General features: G+C 56.3%; 24 protein-coding genes. 5 read left to right on the top strand and 19 right to left on the bottom strand.

What is annotated here, in order from left to right; translation table 11 throughout:
• Positions 1–71 precede the first annotated feature (71 nt).
• Positions 72–956, top strand: a complete 885-nt coding sequence (locus tag G7090_RS01360; RefSeq protein ID WP_106993949.1) for a LysR family transcriptional regulator — start codon at positions 72–74, stop codon at positions 954–956.
• Between the two features lie 94 nt (positions 957–1,050).
• Here G7090_RS01360 and G7090_RS01355 read toward each other — a convergent pair whose 3' ends face one another.
• The 4 genes from G7090_RS01355 to soxR form a co-directional block, all read right to left on the bottom strand.
• The gene (locus G7090_RS01355) at positions 1,051–2,697 is read right to left on the bottom strand and encodes a Na+/H+ antiporter (protein WP_166181312.1); all 1,647 of its coding nucleotides are present in this window, start codon (positions 2,695–2,697) and stop codon (positions 1,051–1,053) included.
• 151 nt (positions 2,698–2,848) lie between these two features.
• Positions 2,849–4,198, bottom strand: a complete 1,350-nt coding sequence (ghxP, locus tag G7090_RS01350) for a guanine/hypoxanthine transporter GhxP (protein WP_106993947.1) — start codon at positions 4,196–4,198, stop codon at positions 2,849–2,851.
• 298 nt (positions 4,199–4,496) lie between these two features.
• Entirely contained in the window at positions 4,497–5,168 is a 672-nt protein-coding gene (locus tag G7090_RS01345) for a glutathione S-transferase family protein (protein ID WP_166181311.1), read from the bottom strand.
• 276 nt (positions 5,169–5,444) lie between these two features.
• Positions 5,445–5,903 (bottom strand): redox-sensitive transcriptional activator SoxR, encoded by a 459-nt coding sequence (soxR, locus tag G7090_RS01340; RefSeq protein ID WP_166181310.1) that lies wholly within the window; start codon positions 5,901–5,903, stop codon positions 5,445–5,447.
• A gap of 98 nt (positions 5,904–6,001) precedes the next feature.
• Between soxR and soxS the strand changes: the two genes are divergently transcribed.
• Positions 6,002–6,328: a superoxide response transcriptional regulator SoxS gene (gene soxS, locus G7090_RS01335; RefSeq protein ID WP_039031951.1), complete on the top strand. Its 327-nt coding sequence runs from the start codon at positions 6,002–6,004 to the stop codon at positions 6,326–6,328.
• Here the strand turns inward: soxS and G7090_RS01330 are convergent.
• Entirely contained in the window at positions 6,325–7,911 is a 1,587-nt protein-coding gene (locus G7090_RS01330) for an EAL domain-containing protein (protein ID WP_166181309.1), read from the bottom strand. The two genes, soxS and G7090_RS01330, sit on opposite strands and share 4 nt — an antisense overlap.
• Before the next feature lie 338 nt (positions 7,912–8,249).
• Positions 8,250–9,644: a sensor domain-containing diguanylate cyclase gene (locus G7090_RS01325; protein ID WP_166181306.1), complete on the bottom strand. Its 1,395-nt coding sequence runs from the start codon at positions 9,642–9,644 to the stop codon at positions 8,250–8,252.
• A gap of 548 nt (positions 9,645–10,192) precedes the next feature.
• On the opposite strand from G7090_RS01325, the gene G7090_RS01320 reads away from it, so the two are divergent.
• On the top strand, positions 10,193–10,474 hold the full coding sequence (locus tag G7090_RS01320) for a YjcB family protein (RefSeq protein ID WP_106993942.1): 282 nt from the start codon (positions 10,193–10,195) through the stop codon (positions 10,472–10,474).
• 63 nt (positions 10,475–10,537) lie between these two features.
• Here G7090_RS01320 and ssb1 read toward each other — a convergent pair whose 3' ends face one another.
• Positions 10,538–11,071 (bottom strand): single-stranded DNA-binding protein SSB1, encoded by a 534-nt coding sequence (ssb1, locus tag G7090_RS01315; RefSeq protein WP_106993941.1) that lies wholly within the window; start codon positions 11,069–11,071, stop codon positions 10,538–10,540.
• A gap of 249 nt (positions 11,072–11,320) precedes the next feature.
• On the opposite strand from ssb1, the gene uvrA reads away from it, so the two are divergent.
• Positions 11,321–14,146, top strand: coding sequence for an excinuclease ABC subunit UvrA (uvrA, locus tag G7090_RS01310; protein ID WP_106993940.1), 2,826 nt, complete (start codon positions 11,321–11,323; stop codon positions 14,144–14,146).
• Here the strand turns inward: uvrA and G7090_RS01305 are convergent, their stop codons facing one another.
• The 6 genes from G7090_RS01305 to dnaB form a co-directional block, all read right to left on the bottom strand.
• Entirely contained in the window at positions 14,147–14,500 is a 354-nt protein-coding gene (locus G7090_RS01305) for an MmcQ/YjbR family DNA-binding protein (protein WP_106993939.1), read from the bottom strand.
• A gap of 2 nt (positions 14,501–14,502) precedes the next feature.
• Complete coding sequence (locus G7090_RS01300; RefSeq protein ID WP_166181304.1) at positions 14,503–14,919, bottom strand: secondary thiamine-phosphate synthase enzyme YjbQ; 417 nt, start codon at positions 14,917–14,919, stop codon at positions 14,503–14,505.
• 115 nt (positions 14,920–15,034) lie between these two features.
• Complete coding sequence (gene aphA, locus G7090_RS01295) at positions 15,035–15,748, bottom strand: acid phosphatase AphA (protein ID WP_166181302.1); 714 nt, start codon at positions 15,746–15,748, stop codon at positions 15,035–15,037.
• Between the two features lie 192 nt (positions 15,749–15,940).
• Complete coding sequence (gene tyrB, locus G7090_RS01290) at positions 15,941–17,134, bottom strand: aromatic amino acid transaminase (RefSeq protein WP_166181300.1); 1,194 nt, start codon at positions 17,132–17,134, stop codon at positions 15,941–15,943.
• 146 nt (positions 17,135–17,280) lie between these two features.
• On the bottom strand, positions 17,281–18,360 hold the full coding sequence (alr, locus tag G7090_RS01285) for an alanine racemase (RefSeq protein ID WP_166181298.1): 1,080 nt from the start codon (positions 18,358–18,360) through the stop codon (positions 17,281–17,283).
• Between the two features lie 16 nt (positions 18,361–18,376).
• Positions 18,377–19,789, bottom strand: a complete 1,413-nt coding sequence (gene dnaB, locus G7090_RS01280) for a replicative DNA helicase (RefSeq protein ID WP_106993934.1) — start codon at positions 19,787–19,789, stop codon at positions 18,377–18,379.
• A gap of 71 nt (positions 19,790–19,860) precedes the next feature.
• On the opposite strand from dnaB, the gene G7090_RS01275 reads away from it, so the two are divergent.
• Positions 19,861–20,844, top strand: coding sequence for a quinone oxidoreductase (locus tag G7090_RS01275; RefSeq protein WP_166181296.1), 984 nt, complete (start codon positions 19,861–19,863; stop codon positions 20,842–20,844).
• Between the two features lie 183 nt (positions 20,845–21,027).
• Here the strand turns inward: G7090_RS01275 and pspG are convergent, their stop codons facing one another.
• From pspG to G7090_RS01245, 6 genes are all read right to left on the bottom strand, one after another.
• The gene (gene pspG / locus G7090_RS01270; RefSeq protein ID WP_106993932.1) at positions 21,028–21,270 is read right to left on the bottom strand and encodes an envelope stress response protein PspG; all 243 of its coding nucleotides are present in this window, start codon (positions 21,268–21,270) and stop codon (positions 21,028–21,030) included.
• 144 nt (positions 21,271–21,414) lie between these two features.
• Positions 21,415–22,452 (bottom strand): tRNA dihydrouridine(20/20a) synthase DusA, encoded by a 1,038-nt coding sequence (gene dusA, locus G7090_RS01265; protein ID WP_166181294.1) that lies wholly within the window; start codon positions 22,450–22,452, stop codon positions 21,415–21,417.
• Positions 22,453–22,587: 135 nt separating this feature from the next.
• Positions 22,588–22,884: a NadS family protein gene (nadS, locus tag G7090_RS01260; RefSeq protein ID WP_166181292.1), complete on the bottom strand. Its 297-nt coding sequence runs from the start codon at positions 22,882–22,884 to the stop codon at positions 22,588–22,590.
• A 75-nt stretch (positions 22,885–22,959) separates the two neighbouring features.
• A complete protein-coding gene (locus G7090_RS01255; RefSeq protein ID WP_166181290.1) occupies positions 22,960–23,277 on the bottom strand; it encodes a type II toxin-antitoxin system RelE/ParE family toxin in 318 nt (105 codons plus the stop codon).
• Between the two features lie 156 nt (positions 23,278–23,433).
• Positions 23,434–24,744 carry a conjugal transfer protein TraF gene (locus tag G7090_RS01250; protein WP_166181288.1) on the bottom strand — a complete coding sequence of 437 codons (1,311 nt, stop codon included), beginning with the start codon at positions 24,742–24,744 and terminating at the stop codon, positions 23,434–23,436.
• Positions 24,745–24,907: 163 nt separating this feature from the next.
• On the bottom strand, positions 24,908–25,396 hold the full coding sequence (locus tag G7090_RS01245; RefSeq protein WP_166181286.1) for a cupin domain-containing protein: 489 nt from the start codon (positions 25,394–25,396) through the stop codon (positions 24,908–24,910).
• Positions 25,397–25,448: the final 52 nt, after the last annotated feature.

Here is a 25,448-nt window from a genome sequence, read left to right as displayed (position 1 = left end):
CAGTATAGTCAGCGCCCGTAATTGACTGAAATGAATTAAAATCATCAAAGGTATAGTTTCGAGGAATAGTCATGGACATACGCACGCTGCGTTACTTTGTCGAAGTCGTCCGCCAGCAGAGTTTCACCCGCGCCGCGGAGAAGCTGTTTGTCACTCAACCCACTATCAGCAAAATGCTGAAAAACCTCGAAGATGAACTGAACTGTACCCTGCTGATCCGCGACGGACGCAAGCTGCTGTTAACCGACACCGGCCGGGTGGTGTTTGAGCGCGGGCTGGCGATCCTCGCCGAGTTTCGCCAGCTGGAGGCCGAGCTGGGCGACATCAACCACCTCAATAAGGGAGTATTGCGCCTCGGTATTCCGCCGATGGTGGGGATGATGATGGCCGGGCCCATCGGCCTGTTTCGCCAGCGCTATCCCGGCGTGGAGCTGAAAATTTCTGAATTTGGCGGGTTAACCGTCCAGCAGGCGGTGATCAACGGCGAGCTGGATCTGGCGATGACCGCCCTGCCGGTGGAGGAGGATAGCGGCCTGACGGCCCTGCCGCTGTTCAGCCACCCGCTGTGCGTGCTGGTGCCGCGCTCCGGCAACTGGTTGACGCTCGACGCCATCAATCCGGAGCTGCTGGCCGAGCATCCTCTGCTGATCTACAACGAAGATTTCGCCCTCAGCCGCCAGCTGATGCAGCTCTTCAGCCAGCACGGGGTTAAGCCGCGCATCGCGGTGCGCAGCGGGCAGTGGGATTTTCTGGCGGCGATGGTGCAGGCGGGGGTGGGAATTGCGATATTGCCGCAGCCCATCTGCGAGCGGCTGGATAAAAACACGCTGCGCTGGATACCGCTGCAGAGCGACCTGCACTGGCAGTTGGGGATGATCTGGCGGGAAGGGGTCTATTTGTCGAACAGCGCCCAGGCGTGGCTGAAATGCTGTGAAGGGTTTTGGGTGCCGAGGTAAACGCAAAACGGTAACCGCCAGGTTACCGTTTTTAGTGTTTGCACCCTCTCCCTGTGGGAGAGGGCCGGGGTGAGGGCATCAGACCGCACTCACCCTACTGCTTCTCTATCAACAACGCTTCCATCAGATCGAGATCGTGCAGCAGCTTCTGCAGCGTCTCGTTGCTGATCTCCCGGGTAGCGCGCAGGTGATACAGCTCCGCGCGTTCAGAGCGCAGCGCAGCCAGACGGAAGCGGCGCTCGAGGTTCTCTTCCATCAGCGAGCTTTCCACGTCATTGCGGCCATCCGCGCGGCGGCGCAGGTTACCAATCACCCGCGAACTCACCTCTTTCAGCAGCTGGTTATCGATGTTCTCTTCGGTGTCCGCGGCCAGACGCTCCTCCATCTTCTGGATGGCGACAATGGCGACTTCAGCGGTTGCCGCCCGGGCAATACGCGCCTCTTTATGCTGCTGAACGTGATCGCCCACTTCCATATGTTGCAGCAGGATCGGCAGCATCACCACGCCAACAAACAGTGAGAACAGGATCACCCCTGCCGCCAGGAACACCAGCTCGTAGCGGGCCGGGAAGACGTCGCCGGTCGGCAGCAGCAGTGGAATGGAGAGCACACCGGCGAGGGTAATCGCCCCACGCACCCCGGCGAAGGTTGAAATCAGCAGTTCACGCGTGGTCCAGGAGCCAAACTCCATCGGTTTCTTTTTCAGGAAACGCATGCTGAAGTTTTTCATCGTCCACAGCCAGCCGAAACGCACCAGCATCAGCGCGGCGTAAATCAGCACGATGTCGGTAAACAGCATCCAGGTTTCGACATTCGGGTCAGCCTCGGCCGCCACCAGCGAGGACTCGAGGATCCCCGGCAGCTGCAGGCCCAACAGCAGGAACACCATGCCGTTAAAGACAAACTCCAGCATCGACCAGGTACTGTTGGCGCGCAGGCGCATCGCCAGCGGCGCACGGCGCATAACCCCGGAGCGGGTGATAGTCATCCCGGCCGCCACCGCCGCCAGAATGCCCGACACGCCAAGGTGTTCCGCAATCAGGTAAGAGGCGAACGGCAGCAGGAACAGGAGCAAGATTTGCGTGGCAGGCTCGTCGCCACCCCAGCGGCTGAGGAAGCGCAGCGAGCGACCGTACAGCCAGCTCACCACGAAGCCGGCAATGATGCCGCCAATGGCCACCTTAAAGAATTCAACGGACGCCCCGCCGATGGTAAAGACCATGGTGCCCATCGCCACGGCGACGGCAAATTTCAGCGCCACCAGGCCGGAGGCGTCGTTCATCAGCGCCTCGCCCTGCAGGATGCCCATGATTTTCTTCGGAATGCGTCCTTCACCGACGATCCCGGACAGCGCCACGGCATCGGTGGGTGACAGCACTGCTGCCAGCGCAAAGGCCGGTATCAGCGGGATCCCCGGCACCACCCAGTAGATAAGAAAACCAATCCCCACCACGGTGACCACGACCAGCGCCAGCGCCAGACCGAAGATCTCGCGCCCATGCTCGAGAAACTCCCGCGTCGGCGTTTTCCAGCCGTCGGCAAACAGCAGAGGTGGGATAAACAGCACCAGAAACAGTTCGGGATCAAACTCGACATGCAATCCGAACGTCGGCCACGCCAGCAGAGCACCGATGGCGATCTGCATCAGCGGCAGCGGTAACTGGAAGGGCAGTACGCGGGTGACTACCCCGGAGAGGGAGACCAAAAGGGTCATGATGAGTATTGTGAAGAAGATTTCCATGCGTTCCCTGTTTGCGAGATTTCTGTACGTTTACATCACTGGCATCTTGCCACAGTGTATCTCCCCCAGAGTAACGCATAAGGCAACAAGATGTGTTCCGAAAATAAAAACGGGCGGCCTGAGCCACCCGTCTTTTTGCGCAGTTGACAGCTTAGATAGCCCAGCCGCCCGCGTAGAACGCCACCAGCGCTACGGCAATCACCACCGTACCGATGTTCAGCTTACGCCATTCACCGGAGACAACGCGCCCGATCACCAGCGAGGCAAAACCGATCATGATGCCGGTAACAATGTTACAGGTCAGAACGATGAACACCGCAGTGATAAGACCGGCCATCGCGTCAACGAAGTCGGCAAAATCAATTTTCGCCACGTTGCTCAGCATCAGCAGGCCAACGTACATCAGCGCAGGGGCGGTCGCGTACGCCGGCACCAGATAGGAGAGCGGGGCGAGGAACAGGATCAGCAGGAACAGCACGCCGATGGTAATCGCCGTCAGACCGGTTTTACCGCCAGCCGCCGTACCCGCCGCAGATTCGATATACACGGCTGCCGGCGCGGCACCCACTAAACCCGAGAAGACGCTGCTCAGGGAGTCGGTGGTCAGCGCTTTGCCGCCATCGATAATCTGACCGTCTTTATCCAGCAGGTTCGCCTGGCCCGCTACCGCGCGGATGGTGCCGGTAGCGTCGAAGACCGCGGTCATCACCAGCGCCAGCACGCTTGGCAGCACCACCGGGTTCAGCGCGCCCATGATATCCAGGCTGCCAATCAGGGAGTTGCCGTTTTCATCGCTCAGGGATGGCATGGCGAACACGCCGGAGAAATGCACCGCCGGATCGAAAATCAGACCCACAACCGAGACGCCAATGATGGTCAGCAGGATGCCGCCCGGCACTTTCAGTTTTTCCAGACCGATGATCACCGCCAGGCCAATCAGCGACATGATCACCGGGAAGCTGGCGAAATTACCCAGCGCAACCGGCAGACCGTCCAGTGGGTTTTTGATCACCAGACCCACGCCGTTGGCAGCAATCAGCAGCAGGAACAGGCCGATACCGATCCCGGTGCCGTGCGCAACGCCCTGCGGCAGGTTGCGGAGGATCCAGCTACGGATGCCGGTGGCAGAGATAATGGTAAACAGCACACCCATCAGGAACACGGCACCCAGGGCAACCGGGACGCTGATCTGCTGGCCCAGCACCAGGCTGAACGCGGTGAAGGCGGTCAGCGAGATGGCGCAGCCGATCGCCAGCGGCAGGTTGGCCCACAGGCCCATCACGATGGAGCCCACACCGGCCACCAGACAGGTGGCGACAAAGACCGCCGCCGGTGGGAAACCGGCTTTGCCCAGCATGCCCGGGACCACGATCACCGAGTAGACCATCGCCAGGAAGGTCGTCAGACCGGCAACGATCTCCTGACGCACGGTACTGCCGCGGGCAGAAATTTTGAACATGGCGTCGAGTGAACCGCCGGTACGCGCAGATGGCGTAGACATAGAAAACATCCCCTGAAAATTATTATCGTCGTCGGTCAGCGTGATGGACACTCCACGACCAGCGAAACGTCTTATCCCTGTGCTGCGTTTATGACAAAGAGGGGCGTCATAAAAAAAGCAAACGTTTAGCTTCGCGCTGACAAAACGGGTGTTGAATTAAAGGCAAACGATTATCCGGCTTAAACATGGGCGTTTTCAACTTAACTTTGCCGTTTTTCGCTAATTTGCGTGCGGGGTGGTGAAGAAGTAGACAGAGTATGCGCAAACGTTATCGTGAATGCGCAATTTGATAACATTTTCAGGACGCGCCAGGGATTTCAAACGGACCGCCCTGCTGGATCGCCCGCTGCCAGGCCGGACGCATTTCGACGTTTTTCTTCCACGTCTGCAGGTGAGGGAGATCGTCGATGCCGCCACGCTCCAGCAGGGCAAACACCGGAAAACTCATCTGCACATCCGCCATGCTGAGATTTTCCCCGGCAAACCAGCGATGATCCTTTAGCCAGGACTCCAGAAAACGGGCGTGGGTTTCCAGCTGGCGGTTGAGGTACGCCTTCTGCACCCCCTGCCCCAGCACTTTGCCCAGCGAGCGCAGGCCAAACGGGATCGGTGGTTTACCGAGGCTGGAGAAAACCAGCTTCATTAACAGGAGCGGCATCAGGGAGCCTTCCGCGTAATGGAGCCAGAAACGGTAGTGCAGTTTCATCTCGCGATCCTGCGGCTTAAGCTGCGACCCGGGATCGTAGGTCTCCTGCAGATATTCGAGGATCGCGCCCGATTCGGCCAGGATCAGGCCGTTATCCTCCAGCACCGGGGATTTACCCAGCGGGTGGACTTTGCGCAACGCGGCGGGGGCCATCATGGTTTTATCCCGCTGATAACGTTCAATCTGATAAGGCAGAGCGAGCTCTTCCAGCGCCCAGAGCACGCGCTGGGATCGGGACTGGTTGAGGTGGTGGACCTTAATCATGGTTATCTCCAGTTGGGCTTGTCCACTAACTATAGAAAATTGCACAACCTGGCGAAAAAATTTTGCCGAGATTTTGCGCTGTGGCGCTGGCAAACCCGGGCTCCCGGCCTAGACTTAAATTGTCAGCACAAACCGGAACCTCCAAAGCATGCTCGACTGAGGGGTGTTGATGTCGGGGGAAACCCTCCTGTAAACCAGCGGGATAGAGAGAAAGACAAAGACCGGGAATAAACTAAAGCGCTCAGTTGTGGCGCTTTAGTTTTTTTATGCGTCGGGCTAATCCTCTTCCAGCAGCCGCGCGCCGGTGCCCTGCTCGCCCAGCTTATCGCCAGGGTTACGCAGCGGGCAGTCGCTGCGCGACAGGCATCCGCAGCCAATGCAGCCGTCAAGCTCGTCCCGTAGCGCCTCCAGGGTGTGAATGCGCCGATCCAGCTCGTCGCGCCACTGGGAAGAGAGTGCCTTCCACTCCTTCGTGCTCAGGGTATGCCCCTCCGGCAGGATACCTAAGGCTTCGCCGATGGTGGCCAGCGGGATGCCGATGCGTTGAGCAATCTTAATGATCGCCACATAGCGCAGCACGTCGCGGGTATATCGCCGCTGGTTGCCGGTGTTGCGGATGCTCTTAATTAACCCTTTGCTTTCATAGAAATGCAGTGCTGACACCGCCACACCGCTGCGCCTTGCCACCTCGCCCGGCGTCAGCAGCGGTTTAATCCGCGGTAATTTCTTTTCCATAAAACCTCTTTACCTCAAGTTAACTTGAGGAATTATACTCGCCCGCAGACAAAACGACGAATTAACCGATACAGGTGTAACCAGAAAGAGGCTGCTCTATGTCGCATCAACAGATTATTCAGACACTTATTGAATGGATGGATGACCATATCGATCAACCCTTGAGTATCGATGTGGTGGCAAAAAAGTCGGGTTACTCAAAGTGGTACTTGCAGAGAATGTTCCGCGCCGTTATGCATCAGACGCTGGGCGAGTACATTCGTCAACGCAGATTATTGTTGGCGGCTCAGGCGTTACGCACCACCCAGCGCCCTATTTTTGATATCGCCATGGACCTGGGCTATGTCTCCCAGCAGACGTTTTCCCGCGTATTCCGCCGCGAGTTTGATCGCACCCCCAGCGACTATCGTCATCAGCTGAATTAGTGGCTGTGGGCGAGTGATGGCGTGACAGGCTGTTGCTGCCAGGTCATGAAATCCTGCGGCGACATGGCCTTCGCGAAGTGCCAGCCCTGACAATACTGCACGCCGCGCTTGTTTAACCAGGTGACCTGTTCCGGTGTTTCCACCCCTTCGGCGATGGTTTTTAAGCGCAGGCTTTGGGCCATTTCAATAATGTGCTCGACGATCAGGTGGCTGGTGCTGTTGGTGGTCAGCGTGTCGATAAAGGATTTATCGATTTTCAGGATATCGACGTTCAGCGAGTAGAGGTTGTGCAGGTTGGAATAACCGGTACCGAAATCATCGATCGCCACTTCATATCCCGCCTGACGAAACGCCTGGATCACCGGCGTCGTTTTCGGCACGTCGATAAACCCGCGCTCGGTCACTTCGATTTTGATTTGCTGGGCCCGAACGTTGTAGTGGCGGGCTTTGTCACTGATCATCGCAATCAGGCGTGAAGAGTGGAAGTCCGTGGCCGACAGGTTAATGGAGATATAGATATGCGGGTTGCAGGCCAGGAAAGGGCCCAGATCGCTGAAGACTTCTTCCACCACGTAGTCAGTGATGCGCTCGCTCATGCCCTCCTCTTCTGCCAGCGGGATAAATTCTACCGGGCTCATCACCGGGCCGTTAAAACCTGGCCATCGCAATAGCGCCTCCGCCCCGACACAAACATTGCTTTTAATATCGATAATCGGCTGGTAGTGCAGGCAAAGCTGTCTTTTATTTAATGCCCGATGCAATAAGCGACCCGGAGAGTTAAATTCGCGTCGCGTTCTCGACCACATCAGTAAAATAATAATACTGCTGATCATTCCCAGCGGCAGGGTTAATGTCGCCTGATGATAAAGCACTTCATAAAAACGCTGGTTAGTGGTGGAGACAATGGCGGCAATCGGGCGCTTGTCTGAACGAACAATAGTATAAAAACGGCCTTCATTCTGAAATGCGAGATTGTTCTCGCCAATCAGCGCTTTTAATTGTTTTTGGTTAGCCTGTTCACTAACGGAAAAGAAGGCATTGGTCACCGTATCAAATACGCCCCACGCCAGAGAGCGATCCGAAGACATTACTTCGCTATAGGTCAGAGGGTTAACGACCACCACATAATGACCTAACTGCATATAGATCATTTTATATCCCTCATAAAAGGGCGTGTCGCGGTAATAATAGATAGAGACGTCTGGCTGGCGTTGGTAATTAGCGGCGGAAATCGTATAGGGATCCGCGGGGGTGGTCGTCGTTGAGCAAAGAAATTGACGGCCATCCGCATACAATAGATCGGCAATGTAGAGCCGACCGCGGACGATATTTAACATATATTGCCGGTGTGCTGGCGTGCAAATATCGCCCGAATACTGTTCTGCAGAATGGCGAGCCAGTTCAACCTGCTGAATGACCAGTTCAGTTTTATCTAAAGCGAGTTCCGCAAAGGATCGAAGCTGGCTGCTTGTTTCGTTAACCGCGCGTTGCTGGGCAAACCATAGCGCAAGCATCACAGGTAGCAAAACTACCATGATAACCCCGACTATCCTCAGCACCTTGTCCCGTGCGCTACGATTCATTTCCGCCCTATATCCCTGCTTTTTATGTGCCTGTAATCTTGAAGGCCGGATGCTTTGCTAAACAGGTGATTACGTTGCATGAATCATGCGAAGTTAGCAACTGACTTTTAACACCAATAACCTAATAGTTGGTTATGCCGATAATATTTGTCCGTAAGCCAAACTGAAAGTATTCGTTTCCTGTTTATTAAGGAAAATAATTACCGGTTCTGAAAGCCAGGCTCCCGGATAACTCAACAGAATGTCGTCGATTAAGTCAAACTACCGACAGCGTGAAAAAAGCGCAACTTCATCATGAGATTTTGTGCTATTTATCCCATGATAATGATTAAAGTGATTTATAAATAATCAACCGCGACGATTGTTTTTCCTCTTCCCGCACGCTTGGCATCATAAAGTGCCTTATCTGCGCTAATGAGTAGCGAGGAGGTATCATGCTGTTTGTCGCTCACCTCCACCACTCCCGCGCTAAAGGAGAGAGTCAGCCTCCGGCTGCCGACGTTAAGGGGCGTGATGGACAGCGCCCGGCGCAGCCGGGTAGAGAGCCGCACCGCCGCGTCGCTGCGGGTCTTCGGCAGCAGCAGTAAAAACTCCTCTCCGCCTACCCGACCCAGCGCCGAGCCGGGCGGGATCAGCCCCCGCAGGCAGTCGCAGAAGTGCACCAGGGCGGCATCTCCCACCAGATGACCCCACTGGTCATTAATCTGTTTAAAGAAATCCAGGTCAAACATCAGGACCGAGAAGTGGCTGTCGGCCTCCTGCCGCTGGCTGATCTCCAGGGCAGCGGCAATCTGCTGCAGGATGGCAAAACGATTTAAGCAGCGCGTCAGATCGTCGGTCGTGGCCTTCATCTCCAGCTGCCGCTCCACTTTTTTGCGGGCGGTAATATCGAGCCCGATATTGAGGATCGAGCCGTCCGGCAGGGAGATGTTCGACCACAGGATGGTCAACTGCATCCCGTCCCGGCGCACCGGGTGCCATTCGTACATGTCGTTCAGCGGGGAGGTGTTAACCGACTCGTGGACCCGGCGACGCACCTCCGGGTCAGAATAAAACAGCGCCAGCGGATCGGCATGAGCGTTGATCTCCGCCATCGTCCAGCCAAACACCTTTTCGCATTCAGCATTCCACAATACGCAGCGGCTACTCCGGTCGAAAGAGTTCATCAGCACCGGTGCCCGTTCAAACAGCGTTTTGTACTGGGCGATCATCCGCTGCATCTCTTTTGCCGTACGTTCACGGGCCACCAGCCCGGTGACAAAATCCTTCAGCTTTTCAACAAGGATAATCACCACCTCTTTCAGCACGGTGAGGGTGCTTTGCGGTTGCGTAAACCCGAGGAAGAAGTAGCCGTGCTGATGCGGGGCCATTTTACACAGCACGCCGCACTGTAACTGGTGATGTCCCGGATGCCCGGGAGGAAATATCAGCGTGCCTGTATTCTCTTTCCAGCCGATTATCTGCCATGAACGGGGATGACGTTGCAATAACTGGCTGGCAATAAACCCATTAATTTCCAGCGGATGGCAGGTTAATTCCCCGGCACTGACAAACTGCGGCTGGCCCGTATCATCCTGCATCATCATCCAGCTGAGCTGGGCGCCAAAGGTATGATTAATCGTCTCCAGCAGAGACGTTAAGGTCGCATGGGATGATAATTTTGGCATTAATTTAGCTAATGCGTGCAGGGCCCGGGTACTGTCATTAATATTTTCTCGATTTACTTGCTTCATTGTTTATTCGTAGCTCATTAACGAGACAGAAATACCGCAACGAATTAATCAGGAATAAAATGATATTCAGCCAGCATACATTAATTTGACTGCCTTACCGGGACGCGTGTGTAAAATTAAAATGATAAAAAATAATAAACAGCAAAAGACGTTCAAGCCTGATTTATTTATTACGAACAGAGTAAGCAACCGCAAGAAGCATAAGCTATAGCCCGGAGGCTGTAAATATTGTACATCGCCATCCGGCCTGTACATGTTTTCTTATCCCGATGAATTCTCAGCAAAGTTGTCATAAATAGTCCGCTTAGCAGCCTAAATATATATTTCTGCTCACTATAACCCTGGTGATAATGGGGTTAAGAAAGGCCATTTTTATGCATTTGCCCAGTGGCGAATAAAAGAACAAACGTGATATAGTTCACATATCTTATGTAACAAGAAACATTGTTTCATTGTTGTGAGTCTGAGCCTGCCGATAGCCAGTTTGCCACAGTGTGTGGGCAACGTCGCGCTATCCCCGGCGGCGGTTATCTTTGAGGATCGTTTTTATGGCAGCTATTACCACTGGCGTTGTGTTTGCACGCTGGGAGTTGTTGAGCGCGGTGCTGATGTTTCTGGCCAGCACGCTGAACATTCAGTTTCGTAAATCAGATTACACGGCGCTGGCGGTGATCAGTACCTGTCTCGGTCTGGCGGCGGCATGCTGGTTCGCCACCGGCCTGCTGGGCATCACCCTGCTGGATGTGGCCGTTATCTGGAACAACGTTAAAGCGGTAATGGTTGAGGCGATGAGCCATACGCCACCAGACTGGCCAATGATGTACACCTAGTGAATATAAAAAAACCCAGACCAGTCTGGGTTTTTTGTGGTTGCGAAACGCAGGTTCTGATTATCAGAATGGGATGTCGTCGTCGAAATCCATTGGCGGTTCGTTGGACTGCGCGGGTGCAGACGGCTGCTGCTGCGGACGAGACTGCGCGCCGCCGCTGAACTGGTTGCCGCCCTGTGGCTGCTGAGGCTGACCCCAACCGCCCTGCTGCTGCTGCTGACCGCCACCTGCTGGTGCGCCACCGCCCTGACGGCCACCCAGCATCTGCATGGTGCCGCCGACGTTTACCACCACTTCGGTGGTGTATTTTTCTGCGCCGGCCTGATCGGTCCATTTGCGGGTACGCAGCTGGCCTTCGATATAGACCTGGGAGCCTTTACGCAGATATTCACCGGCCACTTCGGCCAGTTTGCCAAACAGCACAACGCGGTGCCATTCGGTCTGCTCTTTCATCTCACCGGTCGCTTTATCACGCCAGGATTCGGAAGTAGCCAGCGTAATGTTGGCCACTGCACCACCACTCGGCATATAGCGTACTTCCGGGTCCTGGCCCAGATTACCGACGAGAATCACCTTGTTTACGCCTCTGCTGGCCATGATCGTGTCTCCTGAAAACTTGTCTGAATAGTGTAAGCGCGCGAGTGTACCATTTCCACGTGGTCTTTCGATAGTTTCGAAGCATCTTCCAGAGTTCTCACGAAGGTTACATTGTTGCACAAGTAATCAGAAGATGCATTCCAATACTGTATATCCAGCCAGTTCAATTTGTGTCATAATTAATCGTTTCTGCCGGTTGTCCTTCAAACAAACCAGGCATTCCGTGTATCTACCTACCGGGAAAGGTGAATGGATAAGATAGAAGTTCGGGGCGCCCGCACCCACAATCTCAAGAATATCAACCTCGTCATCCCTCGCGACAAACTGATCGTCGTGACCGGGCTTTCAGGCTCAGGCAAATCCTCCCTGGCTTTCGACACCCTGTATGCCGAAGGTCAGCGTCGTTACGTTGAATCGCTTTCTGCTTATGCGCGTCAGTTCCTGTCGCTGATGGAAAAGCCGGATGTCGACCATATCGAAGGGTTGTCGCCAGCTATCTCTATTGAGCAGAAGTCGACCTCCCATAACCCGCGCTCCACCGTCGGGACCATCACCGAAATCCATGACTACCTGCGTCTGCTGTATGCACGCGTGGGTGAGCCGCGCTGCCCGGACCATGATGTCCCGCTGGCGGCTCAGACCGTCAGCCAGATGGTGGATAACGTGCTGGCGCAGCCGGAAGGCAAACGCCTGATGCTGCTGGCGCCAATCATCAAAGAGCGTAAAGGCGAGCACACCAAAACGCTGGAAAACCTGGCCAGCCAGGGTTATATCCGCGCCCGTATCGACGGGGAAGTGTGCGATCTCTCCGATCCGCCGAAGCTGGAGCTGCAGAAGAAACACACCATCGAGGTGGTGATCGACCGCTTTAAGGTGCGTGACGATCTGACCCAGCGCCTGGCTGAGTCGTTCGAAACCGCGCTGGATCTCTCCGGCGGTACGGCGGTGGTTGCCGACATGGACGACCCGAAAGCAGACGAGCTGCTCTTCTCTGCCAACTTCGCCTGCCCGATTTGCGGTTACAGCATGCGCGAGCTCGAACCGCGTCTGTTCTCGTTCAACAACCCGGCCGGTGCCTGCCCGACCTGTGACGGTTTGGGCGTGCAGCAGTATTTCGATCCTGACCGGGTGATCCAGAACCCGGAGCTGTCCCTGGCTGGCGGCGCGATCCGCGGCTGGGATAAGCGTAACTTCTACTATTTCCAGATGCTGAAGTCGCTGGCTGAACACTATAAGTTCGATGTCGAAGCGCCGTGGGGCAGCCTGAGCCCGACCGTGCACAAGGTGATCCTGTTCGGCTCTGCGAAAGAGAACATTGAGTTCAAATACATGAACGATCGCGGCGATACCTCGGTGCGCCGTCATCCGTTCGAAGGCGTGCTGCACAACATGGAGCGCCGTTACAAAGAGACGGAATCCAGCGCGGTACGTGAAGAGCTGGCGAAGTTCATCAGCAACCGCTCCTGCGCCACCTGTGACGGCACCCGCCTGCGTCGCGAAGCGCGCCACGTGTATGTTGAAAACACGCCGCTGCCGACCATCTCGGACATGAGCATCGGTCACGCGATGGACTTCTTCAATAACCTGAAGCTCTCCGGACAGCGGGCGCAAATCGCCGAGAAAGTGCTGAAAGAGATCGGGGATCGCCTCAAGTTCCTGGTTAACGTCGGCCTGAACTATCTTACCCTTTCCCGCTCGGCAGAGACCTTGTCCGGCGGCGAAGCGCAGCGTATCCGTCTGGCGAGCCAGATCGGCGCGGGCCTCGTGGGGGTGATGTACGTGCTGGATGAGCCGTCTATCGGCCTGCACCAGCGCGACAACGAACGCCTGCTCGGGACGCTGATCCACCTGCGTAACCTCGGCAACACGGTGATTGTGGTTGAGCACGACGAAGACGCCATCCGCGCGGCTGACCACGTGATCGACATCGGCCCGGGGGCTGGTGTCCACGGCGGCCAGGTAGTGGCAGAAGGGCCTCTGGACGCCATTATGGCGGTCCCGGAATCCCTGACCGGCCAGTACATGAGCGGTAAGCGCAAGATTGAAGTCCCGCAACAGCGCGTGCCCGCCAATCCGGAAAAGGTGCTGAAGCTTACCGGTGCTCGCGGCAACAACCTGAAAGACGTGACCCTGACTCTGCCGGTCGGCCTGTTCACCTGCATCACCGGGGTGTCGGGTTCCGGTAAATCAACGCTGATTAACGATACCCTGTTCCCGATTGCTCAGACCCAGCTGAACGGGGCAACCCTGGCTGAACCGGCGCCGTATCGCGAGATCCACGGCCTGGAGCACTTCGACAAGGTGATCGATATCGACCAGAGCCCGATCGGTCGTACGCCGCGTTCCAACCCAGCGACCTATACCGGCGTGTTTACGCCAGTACGTGAACTCTTTGCCGGCGTGCCGGAATCGCGTTCACGCGGCTATACGCCGGGCCGTTTCAGCTTTAACGTTCGCGGCGGGCGCTGTGAAGCCTGTCAGGGCGATGGGGTGATCAAGGTCGAAATGCACTTCCTGCCGGATATTTATGTGCCGTGCGACCAGTGCAAAGGCAAGCGCTATAACCGCGAAACGCTGGAGATTAAGTACAAGGGCAAGACCATCCACGAAGTGCTGGATATGACCATCGAAGAAGCGCGTGAGTTCTTTGATGCCGTTCCGGCGCTGGCGCGTAAGCTCCAGACCCTGATGGATGTTGGTCTGACCTACATTCGTCTGGGCCAGTCGGCGACCACTCTCTCGGGCGGCGAGGCGCAGCGCGTTAAGCTGGCGCGTGAGCTCTCCAAACGCGGCACCGGTCAGACGCTGTACATTCTGGATGAGCCGACCACCGGTCTGCACTTTGCTGATATCCAGCAGTTACTCGACGTGCTGCATCAGCTGCGCGATCAGGGCAACACCATCGTGGTGATTGAGCACAACCTGGACGTGATTAAAACCGCGGACTGGATTGTGGATCTCGGTCCGGAAGGCGGCAGCGGCGGTGGCGAAATCCTGGTTTCCGGTACCCCGGAAACCGTTGCGGAGTGCGAAGCCTCGCATACGGCCCGCTTCCTTAAACCCCTTCTGAACTAGTCAGACTGACAGCTGCTGCCGGGTCATCTCCGGCAGCAGTTCCACCGCCTGCTTGTAAGAGGCATCCACCAGATAGTAAATCTGCGAATCCGGTATCGATCCATCCAGATAGACCGTGCTCCAGTGCGCCTTATTCAGGTGCTTGCTGGGACGCACGTCGGTATGCTGCTGGCGCAGCAGATCCGCCAGTTCCGGGCTGGTTTTTAGCGCGGCCGCCGGACGCCCTTCCACATCTTTCACCATCGCAAACAGCACGTCTGCAACCTTAATCTGGGTTGCCTTCCAGTCGCTGTGCACGCTTTGCTCCGCACCCGGCTTATTCATGCAGTACTGAAGTATCTCCGAAATTGTCATCATTATTCCCCTTGTAGCGTCGCGATAATGGTGCGCGAACCGCCATGGATACGGTGTTCTCCCAGCCAGATCCCCTGCCAGGTGCCGAGCTGCACGCGGCCGTGATTGACCGGCAGCAGCAAAGAGACGCCCAGCAAGGAGGATTTAATATGGGAAGGCATGTCGTCTGGCCCCTCGTCATCATGTTCCCAACGGGCATCATCGGGAACGGATTTGAGAAAATGCTGCTCCATATCGGAACGGACGGTGGGATCGCAATTCTCGTTGAGGGTGAGAGAGGCTGACGTGTGTTGCAGTAACAGATGCAGTAAACCGACCTTGATGCGGGATAGATCGCGGATCTGTCCGAGGACCTCGTCCGTCACCAGGTGAAAACCTCGGGACCTGGCGCGCAGGGTCAGGGTTTGCTGATACCACATGTGCTGCTCCGTTCTACAGGATAATCACTCTAAGTGTGCAGCAATACGACGAAAGGTAAAACCCGTAGCGGGTAAATCTGCTTAAAAAAGCGTCTTTCCTGCCGCGATAAGGTACTCAGTATTCTGAATTGACGATCACCTCTTCGCCAAACGCCCCGGCCTGCGGCAGCGGTTTCCAGGTTGAGTTGGAGGCACGCAGCACCCGAATGCCTCTGGCCCCCGCCTCGCGAGCAGCAATGATGTCGCTGTCGGCGTCGCCGTAGTAAATCTTGAGCTGCTTCTGCTCCATCCACGAGGCTTTGTTGTTTCTGCCTGAGCTCTCACCGGCAAAAATAACCGGGTTCATGGCCGCGGCGGGGATCAGAAAGGCGTCCTGCAAGGCTTTGGTGACGGATTCGGTTTTAGTGGCATGACGCCCGGTAATAAACCAGATCCTGTCGCCACGCTTAACGTGCATGGCAATCAGCGCGCGGGCCACCTCTTTCGGAATGCTGAACTCATCCCAGCCGTTGTTCATCTGCTGCCAGAAATCCGGGTTTTTCAGGTAATCGTCGCTTTCCGGCGACCAGCTCTTTTTACCCCGCCAGAAGCCCGGGCTGGAGAACAGCACGGTGTCATCGATATCAAATCCTACCGACATGGGCGCACGTCCCATCAGGCTGTTTTCAATCTGGGCCACGGACACCCAGTGGATTGGGGCCTGCTCGGCCAGCCTGGCGGCATTGGTGCCGGTGTAGAGTGGTGGAGGTGATGAGGGGCGCGCCACCGCCGGGTGGCTGAGTGAGAGCAATAAGCAGACAGCGCTGAGCGCCTGTGTGATCTTGCGCATATTTTCCCCTGAATATTTAAACCGTTATTTTTATTTTGAGCGGATGGTCAAAAACCACATCGAAAATAACCGTAGCCGCAGGGGATTGAAAGGGGATTTTTTATATAAGCCGTAATAAAAAGAGGGATATCACAACACGGGGTTTTACCCATTCCGGCCCCCTCGCAAAAGAAGGAGGCCGTGAGTAAGTACTTACATTACAGCGGCAAAGGCCTGCGCTACGCGCTGAACATTGCTGCTGTTCAGGCCCGCCACGCACATGCGTCCGCTGGCAATCAGGTAGACACCAAACTCATCCCGCAGGCGATCCACCTGCTGCGCGCTAAAGCCGGTGTAGCTGAACATGCCGCGCTGCTGCAGCAGGTAGTCGAAATTATGCCCTGGAACCGCCTCTTTCAGCACCTCGACCAGCGTCTGACGCATGGAAAGGATACGGGTACGCATCGCCTCCACTTCCGCCAGCCATTCGGCTTTGAGCTCGTCATCGCCCAGCACGGTCGCCACCACTTGCGCACCAAAGTTTGGCGGGCTGGAGTAGATACGACGCACGGTGGCTTTCAGCTGGCCCAGCACGCGTCCGGCGGCATCCTGATCTTCGCAGACCACCGACAGGCCACCGACACGCTCGCCATACAGCGAGAAGATTTTGGAGAAGGAGTTGCTGACCAGCGCCGGCAGGCCTGCGCTGGCGATGGCGCGAATGGCGTAGGCGTCCTCTTCCATCCCGGCGCCAAAGCCCTGATAGGCAATGTCGAGGAACGGGATCAGGTTGCGGGCCTTCAGCACTTCAATCACCGCATCCCACTGATCGTTGGTCAGATCGGCACCGGTCGGGTTATGGCAGCACGGGTGCAGCAGCACGATACTGCGCTCCGGCAGGGTGCTCAGTTTTTCCAGCAACGCGCCAACGCGCACGCCGTTGGTCTGATCGTCAAACCATGGGTAGGTGTTAACCGTGAAGCCCGCGCCTTCAAAGATGGCGACATGGTTTTCCCAGGTCGGGTCGCTCACCCAGACAGCGGATTCCGGGAAATACTTGTGCAGGAAGTCGGCACCCACCTTCAGCGCGCCTGAGCCGCCCAGGGTCTGGATGGTGGCAACACGCTTTTCCACCAGCACCGGATGATCTGCGCCAAACAGCAGCGGAGCAATGGTGTGACGATAGCTGTTCAGCCCTTCCATCGGCAGATAGAACGACGCACCGTGCGGCGTGGCATTGAGACGTGCTTCGGCTTTGGCCACCGCCTGCAGCTGCGGAATAATGCCTGCTTCGTTGTAGTACAGACCGATACTGAGGTTAACTTTATCGCCCCGGGGATCTTCTTTGAAACGCTCCATTAAGGAGAGGATGGGGTCGCCAGCATAGGCGTCGACTTTCTGGAACACGCGATGGTTCTCCGGATAATAATGAGGCAGGGAATTCAACAATAAACCGGAAGCAGAAGAAGATCGAGAGGATGTTAAGGAAGATGGGGTGTGGGCGGCAGAACCTGCTTTACTCCCTCTCCCTGGAGGGAGAGGGAAAGTCGGGATCAATCGAGGTAGTGCATCGCCACCCGCGACGTCAGTCGGGTAATAAGTTCGTAAGCACTCACTTTTGTTATTTCTGCAATCCGCTCCACGGGTAATCCTTCACCCCACAGGGTCACCGGATCGCCCGCTCTCTCCTGCGCCTCTGGCCCGAGGTCAACGCAGATCATGTCCATCGCCACGCGTCCGACGATAGTCACTTCCCGACCGTTGACCAGCACTGGCGTACCGGAGGGAGCAGCGCGCGGGTAGCCGTCGCCATAGCCCATCGCCACCACGCCCAGACGGGTGTCACGCTCGCTGACCCAGGTGCCGCCGTAGCCTACCGGCTCCCCGGCTTTGTGCTCGCGCACCGCAATCAGGCTGGAGGTGAGCGACATCACCGGCTGAAAACCGAAGTCCGGCCCCCAGGGTTGGCCCTCCAGCGGCGAAACGCCGTACAGGATTATGCCAGGACGCGCCCAGTCGAAGTGGGACTGCGGCCACAGAAGAATACCGCCGGAGGCCGCGATCGAGCGCATCCCCGGCTTGCCTTCGCAGAAGGTGTTGAAGATATCGAGCTGCTGTTCGGTCGCGCCGCACTCGGGCTCGTCGGCCCGGGCGAAATGGCTGACGATATTGACCGGCTGGCGAACGTTCTGGCACTGGCTTAAGCGCTGATAAAAGGCCTCCGCCTGTTCCGGACGCACGCCCAGGCGGTGCATGCCGGTGTCGAGCTTCATCCACACGGTGACAGGCTCGCAGAGCACCGTGTTCTCCAGTGCCTCGAGCTGCTCCATGTTGTGCACGGCGGTATGCAGCTGTTTTGCGGCGATGGTCGGCAGGTCGGCACCATTAAAGAAGCCTTCGAGCAGCAGGATCGGCTGGGTGATGCCCCCTTCGCGCAGGCGCAGGGCTTCTTCGAGACGGGCGACGCCAAAGGCGTCGGCATCGGGGAGCGTTCGCGTGGTCTCGATCAGACCGTGTCCGTAAGCGTTCGCTTTCACGACTGCAACCAGTTTGCTGGCGGGAGCCAGTTCACGCAGGCGTTGCAGGTTGTGTCGCAGAGCGCGGCGGTTAATGACTACAGTTGCCGCTTGCATTTGAATTCCTTAGAAATCACTCATCATCATATTGCGGTCCCGCATAGTTATCAAAGCGTGACCATTGGCCGTTAAAGGTCAGACGCACCGTACCGATGGGGCCGTTACGCTGCTTACCAATAATAATTTCTGCGATGCCTTTCAGGTCGCTGTTCTCGTGATAAACCTCATCACGGTAGATGAACATGATTAAGTCGGCATCCTGCTCGATGGAGCCCGATTCACGCAGATCGGAGTTGACCGGACGCTTGTCGGCACGCTGCTCCAGGGAGCGGTTAAGCTGCGACAGCGCCACCACCGGCACCTGCAACTCTTTCGCCAGCGCTTTCAGCGAGCGGGAGATTTCGGCAATTTCCAGGGTACGGTTGTCCGACAGCGATGGAACGCGCATCAGCTGGAGGTAGTCGATCATGATCAGGCCAATGCCGCCGTGCTCACGGGCGATTCGGCGCGCGCGGGAGCGCACTTCCGTTGGCGTCAGGCCGGAGGAGTCATCGATATAGATGTTCCGTTTTTCCAGCAGAATGCCCATGGTGCCGGAGATCCGCGCCCAGTCCTCGTCGTCCAGCTGGCCGGTACGAATGCGGGTCTGGTCCACGCGGGACAGCGAAGCCAGAGAACGCATCATGATCTGGTCTGATGGCATCTCCAGACTGAAGATTAATACTGGTTTATCCTGCAACATCGCCGCGTTTTCGACGAGGTTCATCGCAAAGGTGGTTTTACCCATCGACGGACGCGCGGCGACGATGATCAGATCCGACGGCTGAAGACCGGCGGTCTTTTTATTCAGATCGTCATAGCCGGTGTTAACCCCGGTAACCCCGTCGTGCGGCTGCTGGAACAGCTGTTCGATACGCGCAATGGTCGAATCGAGAACGTCGGCAATGTTCTTCGGCCCTTCGTCTTTATTGGCGCGGCTTTCGGCGATTTTAAAGACCCGGGACTCGGCCAGGTCGAGCAGTTCGTCGCTGTTACGCCCCTGCGGATCAAAACCAGCTTCGGCGATCTCGTTGGCGACGGAGATCATGTCACGCACCACCGCACGTTCGCGTACGATATCAGCATAGGCGCTGATGTTCGCTGCACTTGGCGTGTTTTTCGATAATTCGGCCAGATAGGCGAAGCCGCCAACGGTCTCCAGTTGCCCCTGACGCTCCAGCGATTCCGCGAGGGTGATCAGATCGATGGGGCTACCCGACTCCTGCAGACGCGCCATCTCGGTAAAGATATGGCGGTGCGGGCGGGTATAGAAGTCGTCTGTGACGACGCGCTCGGCAACGTCGTCCCAGCGCTCGTTATCCAGCATTAAACCGCCCAACACCGACTGTTCCGCTTCAATCGAGTGCGGCGGGACTTTTAACCCGGCTAACTGCGGATCGCGTTCACGGGGTTCAGTCTGTTTGTTGAAGGGTTTGTTTCCTGCCATAGTGAATGGAGTTACCGAGATAGAGAGTGGGTCGAAAGATTACCATATTTTCTAATTCTAATGGAGGGAGCATGGCAACGCGTATTGAATTTCATAAGCACGGCGGCCCGGAGGTTTTGCGGGCGGTAGAGTTTACGCCCGCCGCGCCAGGCGAGCAGGAAATCCAGGTCGAAAACAAAGCCATTGGCATTAACTACATTGATACCTATATCCGCGGGGGCCTCTATCCGCCTCCGGCCCTGCCTAGCGGGCTGGGTACCGAGGCGGCCGGTGTAGTGGTGAAAGTGGGCAGCGCCGTTAAGCATATAAAGGAGGGCGACCGCGTGGTGTATGCGCAATCCGCCCTCGGCGCCTACAGCTCGGTTCACAACGTGCCGGCGGATAAAGCCGCCATTCTGCCGGATGCCATCTCCTTCGAGCAGGCCGCCGCCTCCTTCCTGAAAGGGCTGACGGTCTTTTATCTGTTGCGCAAAACCTATGAGATCAAACCTGACGAACAGTTCCTGTTCCACGCGGCCGCAGGCGGCGTCGGGCTGATTGCCTGCCAGTGGGCAAAAGCGCTGGGGGCCAAGCTGATCGGCACCGTTGGCAACGCGCAAAAGGCGCAGCGCGCGCTGCAGGCGGGTGCCTGGCAGGTAATTAACTACCGCGAAGAGAGCATCGTTGAGCGGGTGAAAGAGATCACCGGCGGTAAAAAGGTGCGCGTGGTGTATGACTCGGTGGGCAAAGATACCTGGGAAGCCTCGCTGGACTGTCTGCAGCGCCGGGGCCTGATGGTCAGCTTCGGCAACGCCTCCGGCCCGGTGACCGGCGTCAATCTGGGCATTCTTAACCAGAAAGGCTCGCTGTTTGCCACCCGCCCTTCGCTGCAGGGTTACATCACTAATCATGACGAACTGGTTGAGGCCAGCAACGAGCTGTTCTCGTTGATTGCCAGCGGGGTGATTAAGGTGGATGTGGCTGAGGCGCAGAGGTATCCGCTGAGTGACGCGCAACGCGCGCATGAGGTGCTGGAGAGCCGGGCGACGCAGGGTTCGAGTTTACTGATCCCCTAAAAAGAAATTGGGCTTCCCGAAGGAAGCCCTTTTCTTTTCTTTTTTTAGTTCGGCTGTATGTAGGGTACAGCGCGATGAATTCTTTAACGGCGGCAATAGTGACAGATTCGATAAGTAAATCCTATTCCGTTCTAAGCAATGCTGCCGTAAAAGTTGCAAGGATGTGACGAACCACTCAATACCTTAGTAACGAAAGCGGTTATTGCGCTGATAGCGTGGGATTTTTGGCGATTTAATCGCCCGTATCGCCCACACCACCGCCACGGCCAGCAGCAACCACGGCAGCAGTTTCAGCATCAGGGCAAACAGTCCGCCGATAAACATCACCACGGTGGCGACCACCAGCGCGGCAATGATCCCCAGCAGCGAGACGCCGGTTGCCATCAACATGACAAAAAATCCAATCACAAAAAGTAGTTCCAGCATGGCTCTCTCCCGAAATGCATCACAACGATACGCTGAGTAATACCATTACAAGATCCGTGCCAAAATATAACTCATTGAGTTAAAAGCAAAACGCCCGACGATATTGCGCCGGGCGTGGTGAATTTGACGAAGTTTTAGTGAAAATTATCGCTTGTCTGCCACCAGACGCAGCGCCTGTTCCAGCACTTCAATATCGGCACCGGCTTTATGAGCATTTTCACTCAGGTAACGGCGCCACTGGCGCGCGCCCGGGATCCCCTGGAACAGACCCAGCATGTGGCGGGTCACGTGGCCCAGATAGGTACCGTTGCTCAGCTCGCGTTCAATGTAGGGATACATCGCCCGCACCACTGCCACCGGATCGCGATCGGCGCTGTCCACACCGAAGATCTCACGATCCACCGCTGCCAGCACGCCCGGGTTCTGGTACGCCTCGCGCCCCACCATCACGCCATCCATATGCTGTAAATGCGCTTTGGCCTCGTCAAGGGACTTGATGCCGCCGTTGATCGACATCGTCAGCTGCGGGAAATCACGCTTCAGCTGATAAACGCGGGGGTAGTCCAGAGGCGGGATCTCCCGGTTCTCTTTCGGGCTCAGGCCAGAGAGCCAGGCTTTACGGGCGTGGATGATAAACATCTCGCACTCGCCCTTGCCGGCCACCGTGCCGATGAAGTCGCAGAGAAATTCGTAGCTGTCCTGATCGTCGATGCCGATACGGGTTTTGACCGTCACCGGAATGGAGACCACATCGCGCATCGCTTTCACGCAGTCGGCCACCAGTTGCGCATTGCCCATCAGGCAGGCACCGAACATACCGTTCTGCACGCGATCGGAAGGGCAGCCGACGTTGAGGTTGATCTCGTCGTAGCCGCGCGCCTCTGCCAGCTTCGCGCAGTGCGCCAGCGCGGCCGGATCGCTGCCGCCGAGCTGCAACGCTACCGGATGCTCCTCTTCGCTGAAGGCGAGGTAGTCGCCCTTGCCATGAATAATCGCCCCGGTGGTCACCATCTCGGTATAGAGCAGGGTATGGCGCGACAGCAGGCGCAGGAAGTAGCGGCAGTGTCTGTCTGTCCAGTCGAGCATCGGCGCGATGGAGAAACGGTGCGGCGGGAATTCAGCTGATTTCTCAGGTATCACGCTGGTTTTCAACGCGTTTATGGACTCTTTGATATGATGCATTTTTAAACTTTATTGGCGTATTTCTAATTCCTCAGTACACCAAACAGTACACCGCATAAGGGGTGTACTCAGATACAGAGGCCGACGAAAATAGGGCTTACTATAACATAGTCAACCGCCCTCACAGGGAAGGGACTAGATGGTTTTAAGCTGATTGATAATAAAAGGGTTGGTCTGTAACAACAGCAAGAGTTTTCGCGGTGCGCCAGTAGGCTGCCGCCGTTTTGTCTCCCAGCTTCTTACAAGGTCATAGCTGACGCCAACGGCCGCCGCGAAATCCTGCTGTTTTAACCCAGTCGCCTCTCGAATTGCCTTAACATCAATCGGGCTAAACGTATGAACGTGCTCCGGCTCTGGCGTCTGTTCACCCTTTTCAATTCTTACCATTTCTTCTGCACTGGCCAGCAGATCGGCAAATAATTCATCTTTCATCTGTACCTCATTGCCCTCGTAGATATCGCACCGGGCCTTATTCTTCACCCATATGGGAGTTACAGAACCTCAGGGCTATGCCAGCATATCGGATAACTGCTTGAGAACTTTCTTTTGCTCTTCAGTTAAATCATCCTGCTCATTTTTTGGATAAACCAGAGCCAGATAAATTCGCCCTTTACGCGTCACATTATAGTAAATCACCCGCACGCCACCGCGTTTTCCCATTCCCGGGCGACTCCAGCGGATCTTCCGAAATCCCCCCGTCCCTGCGATAGTGTCTCCGGCTTCAGGGTCTTCAATCAATGCTTCCTGAAAGGCCCGAAACTCGTCATCTGGCAGAAGCGCCTGGCGCTGTTTACTAAAACCCTGCAGTTCAATAAAAGTAAACATCTCGCTCCCTGAGGTTACTTAATTCTTATAGCACCTTAAGTGTACCCCGTACATTATTCAAGTTATTTAATGTACCCGGTACATATTTACAGAAAGAACATTGATATGAGAAAGCGTTAACCCTCTGATAAAAAATCAGATTGCGTCCGGATCCGGTCAGAACCGCACGCTGAATTGCGCCCCGGCACCCCAGGTTTCATCCTCCCCGACAATGCCGGTGAGATCGAAATGCACGGTGTTAAACGGGGCGAAACCGAAACCGCCGGTAAAGACGTTGCTGTCGTTGCCCTTCACGTCCCCACGAAAGCCGCCGCGCACCGCCAGCCAGCCGAGCAGGGACACCTCCGCCCCCACCCCGATATACTGCGAGTCGTCTTCGCTCCTGAAGCCCCGGGTTTCGGTCAGATCGCCATCGGCGCTGAGGGTGAGAAGATCGGTATGCCAGGCCACGCCTGCCGTGACAAGGGGCCGGATTTGGTAGGTGTCCTGATAACTCACCTCTTCCCCGGTGCGCCCGTTGAGAATGCGGATATCATTGGTATCAATGTCACGTGAGAACAGGTTCTGCCCGCTGAGGCCCACTGTCCAGTTTTCACCAAAGTCGACCGCCACGCCGACATCAACGTTAAAACTGGTGTCGTCATTCCGGTAGCGGCTGCTGTTAAAGTCGCTGCTGTCGTAGGTATAGATGGAGGTGGTGTAGTTGTAGAGCCAGGTTTGCTGCAGTTTTGGCGTCACGCCGACCGAAACAGGCAGACCGTTGAACTCAAACTGGCGGGCCACCGCCACGCCGTAGTCAGAGACGATCGCCGCCCTGCCCAGGGCGACAGAGTTAAGGTTGCGGGTAATCACGTCGCTGCCGTTTCGCGCCGCCCCCAGCGCCATCTGGTTGGTCATCCCTGCATTGCCCTGCAACCTGCGCAGGAACGCAATATCCTGCGGATCGATCTCCGAACTGACGCGCGCATGGGCATTGGCCTTAGCGACAAACGCCAGCGACAGTCCCGAGCCCGGAATACTGACGGCTATTCCTGCCCCGGCGTTGCCGTGGGCGGTTTTGCCCTCTAGGAACTCCAGCTGATCGGCCAGACTGCCTGCTGCGCCCTGAAGATCGCTGAGCGTCCCCTGTGGATCGGCCAGGATCTGCGCCACGGTGAGATCGTCGATCATCTCCCGATCGGCGCGGATCTCATCGCTGATTTCATCGATCTTGTCCTGCAGATTGTCCTTATCGCTGATTTGCGCCCCGACCGAGGGAAATATAATGGCGACATCATCCTCTGCTTGCGATTTTGCCAACAGGGCCGGGTTGATCAGCACCCCGCTGCTATAATGCGCCGCCGCAACGCCCGCCCCACCCATGGCATCGCCGCGTGCTTCCGTCCAGGTATTTGCTGCTCCAGCGTGATTAGGCAAAAGAAAAGCGGTGGCAATTCCCGCCACAGAAAGTTTGAATTTAATTTTCACAGGACACCTGACTTATTGTGGGTGAATAAACCCCGGCGGCTAAATACCGCGCAGGGGCATACGTCCTTTGTGAAAAAAGTATGAGAAGCCGAATTTATCTAAACTTTAGTATTAGATTAAGTTATTGATTTCATTATTTCTTTAATATGTATAGAACAAGAAATTACTTTTGCCCTGGTTTTCCATCATGAGGACCAAAAAATTGCGGAGGATGATCTATCCAGCGATCTTCGCGCGTGGCGGCATATACCGCATTCAGCGGATAATAAATACGGTTATATTTTTTATTCGCTTCTCCCACGACTAATAACCGTACCTCTTCACTGGTGTTATTAATAAAGGTGTGGCAGACCCCTGTCCCGGCAGGAAAACCGACGCTGTCCCCCGGCTCCAGTTTCCATAAATAACCGTTGACCCAGACTTCGGGATAACCTTCGAGCACAAAGATGAACTCTTCTTCGTCGCTTTCGGCATGCGGGTACGAAGTACGGCGCCCGGGCGGAAGGCGCTCATGATGGATACCGAGGCGGCCCAGCCCCAGTGCTCGGGCCAGCGGTGCGCCAATGGAGAAACGCTCTGCGCTGTCGGGATAGGTTGAGTTGTCAGCGCCTTCTACTTCGCGCCAGTGCCGAATACAGTCAGGTCTTTTCATCTTTTCATCCCCTGTGGTTTTTGGTGAGGGTAGCACACCCGGGGGATCTCGG

Source organism: Leclercia sp. 29361 (genome assembly GCF_011290365.1).
GTDB lineage: Bacteria > Pseudomonadota > Gammaproteobacteria > Enterobacterales > Enterobacteriaceae > Enterobacter > Enterobacter tamurae.
The sequence above is the reverse complement of the archived record's forward strand: the minus strand, read 5'-3'. Positions and strand labels throughout refer to the sequence as shown.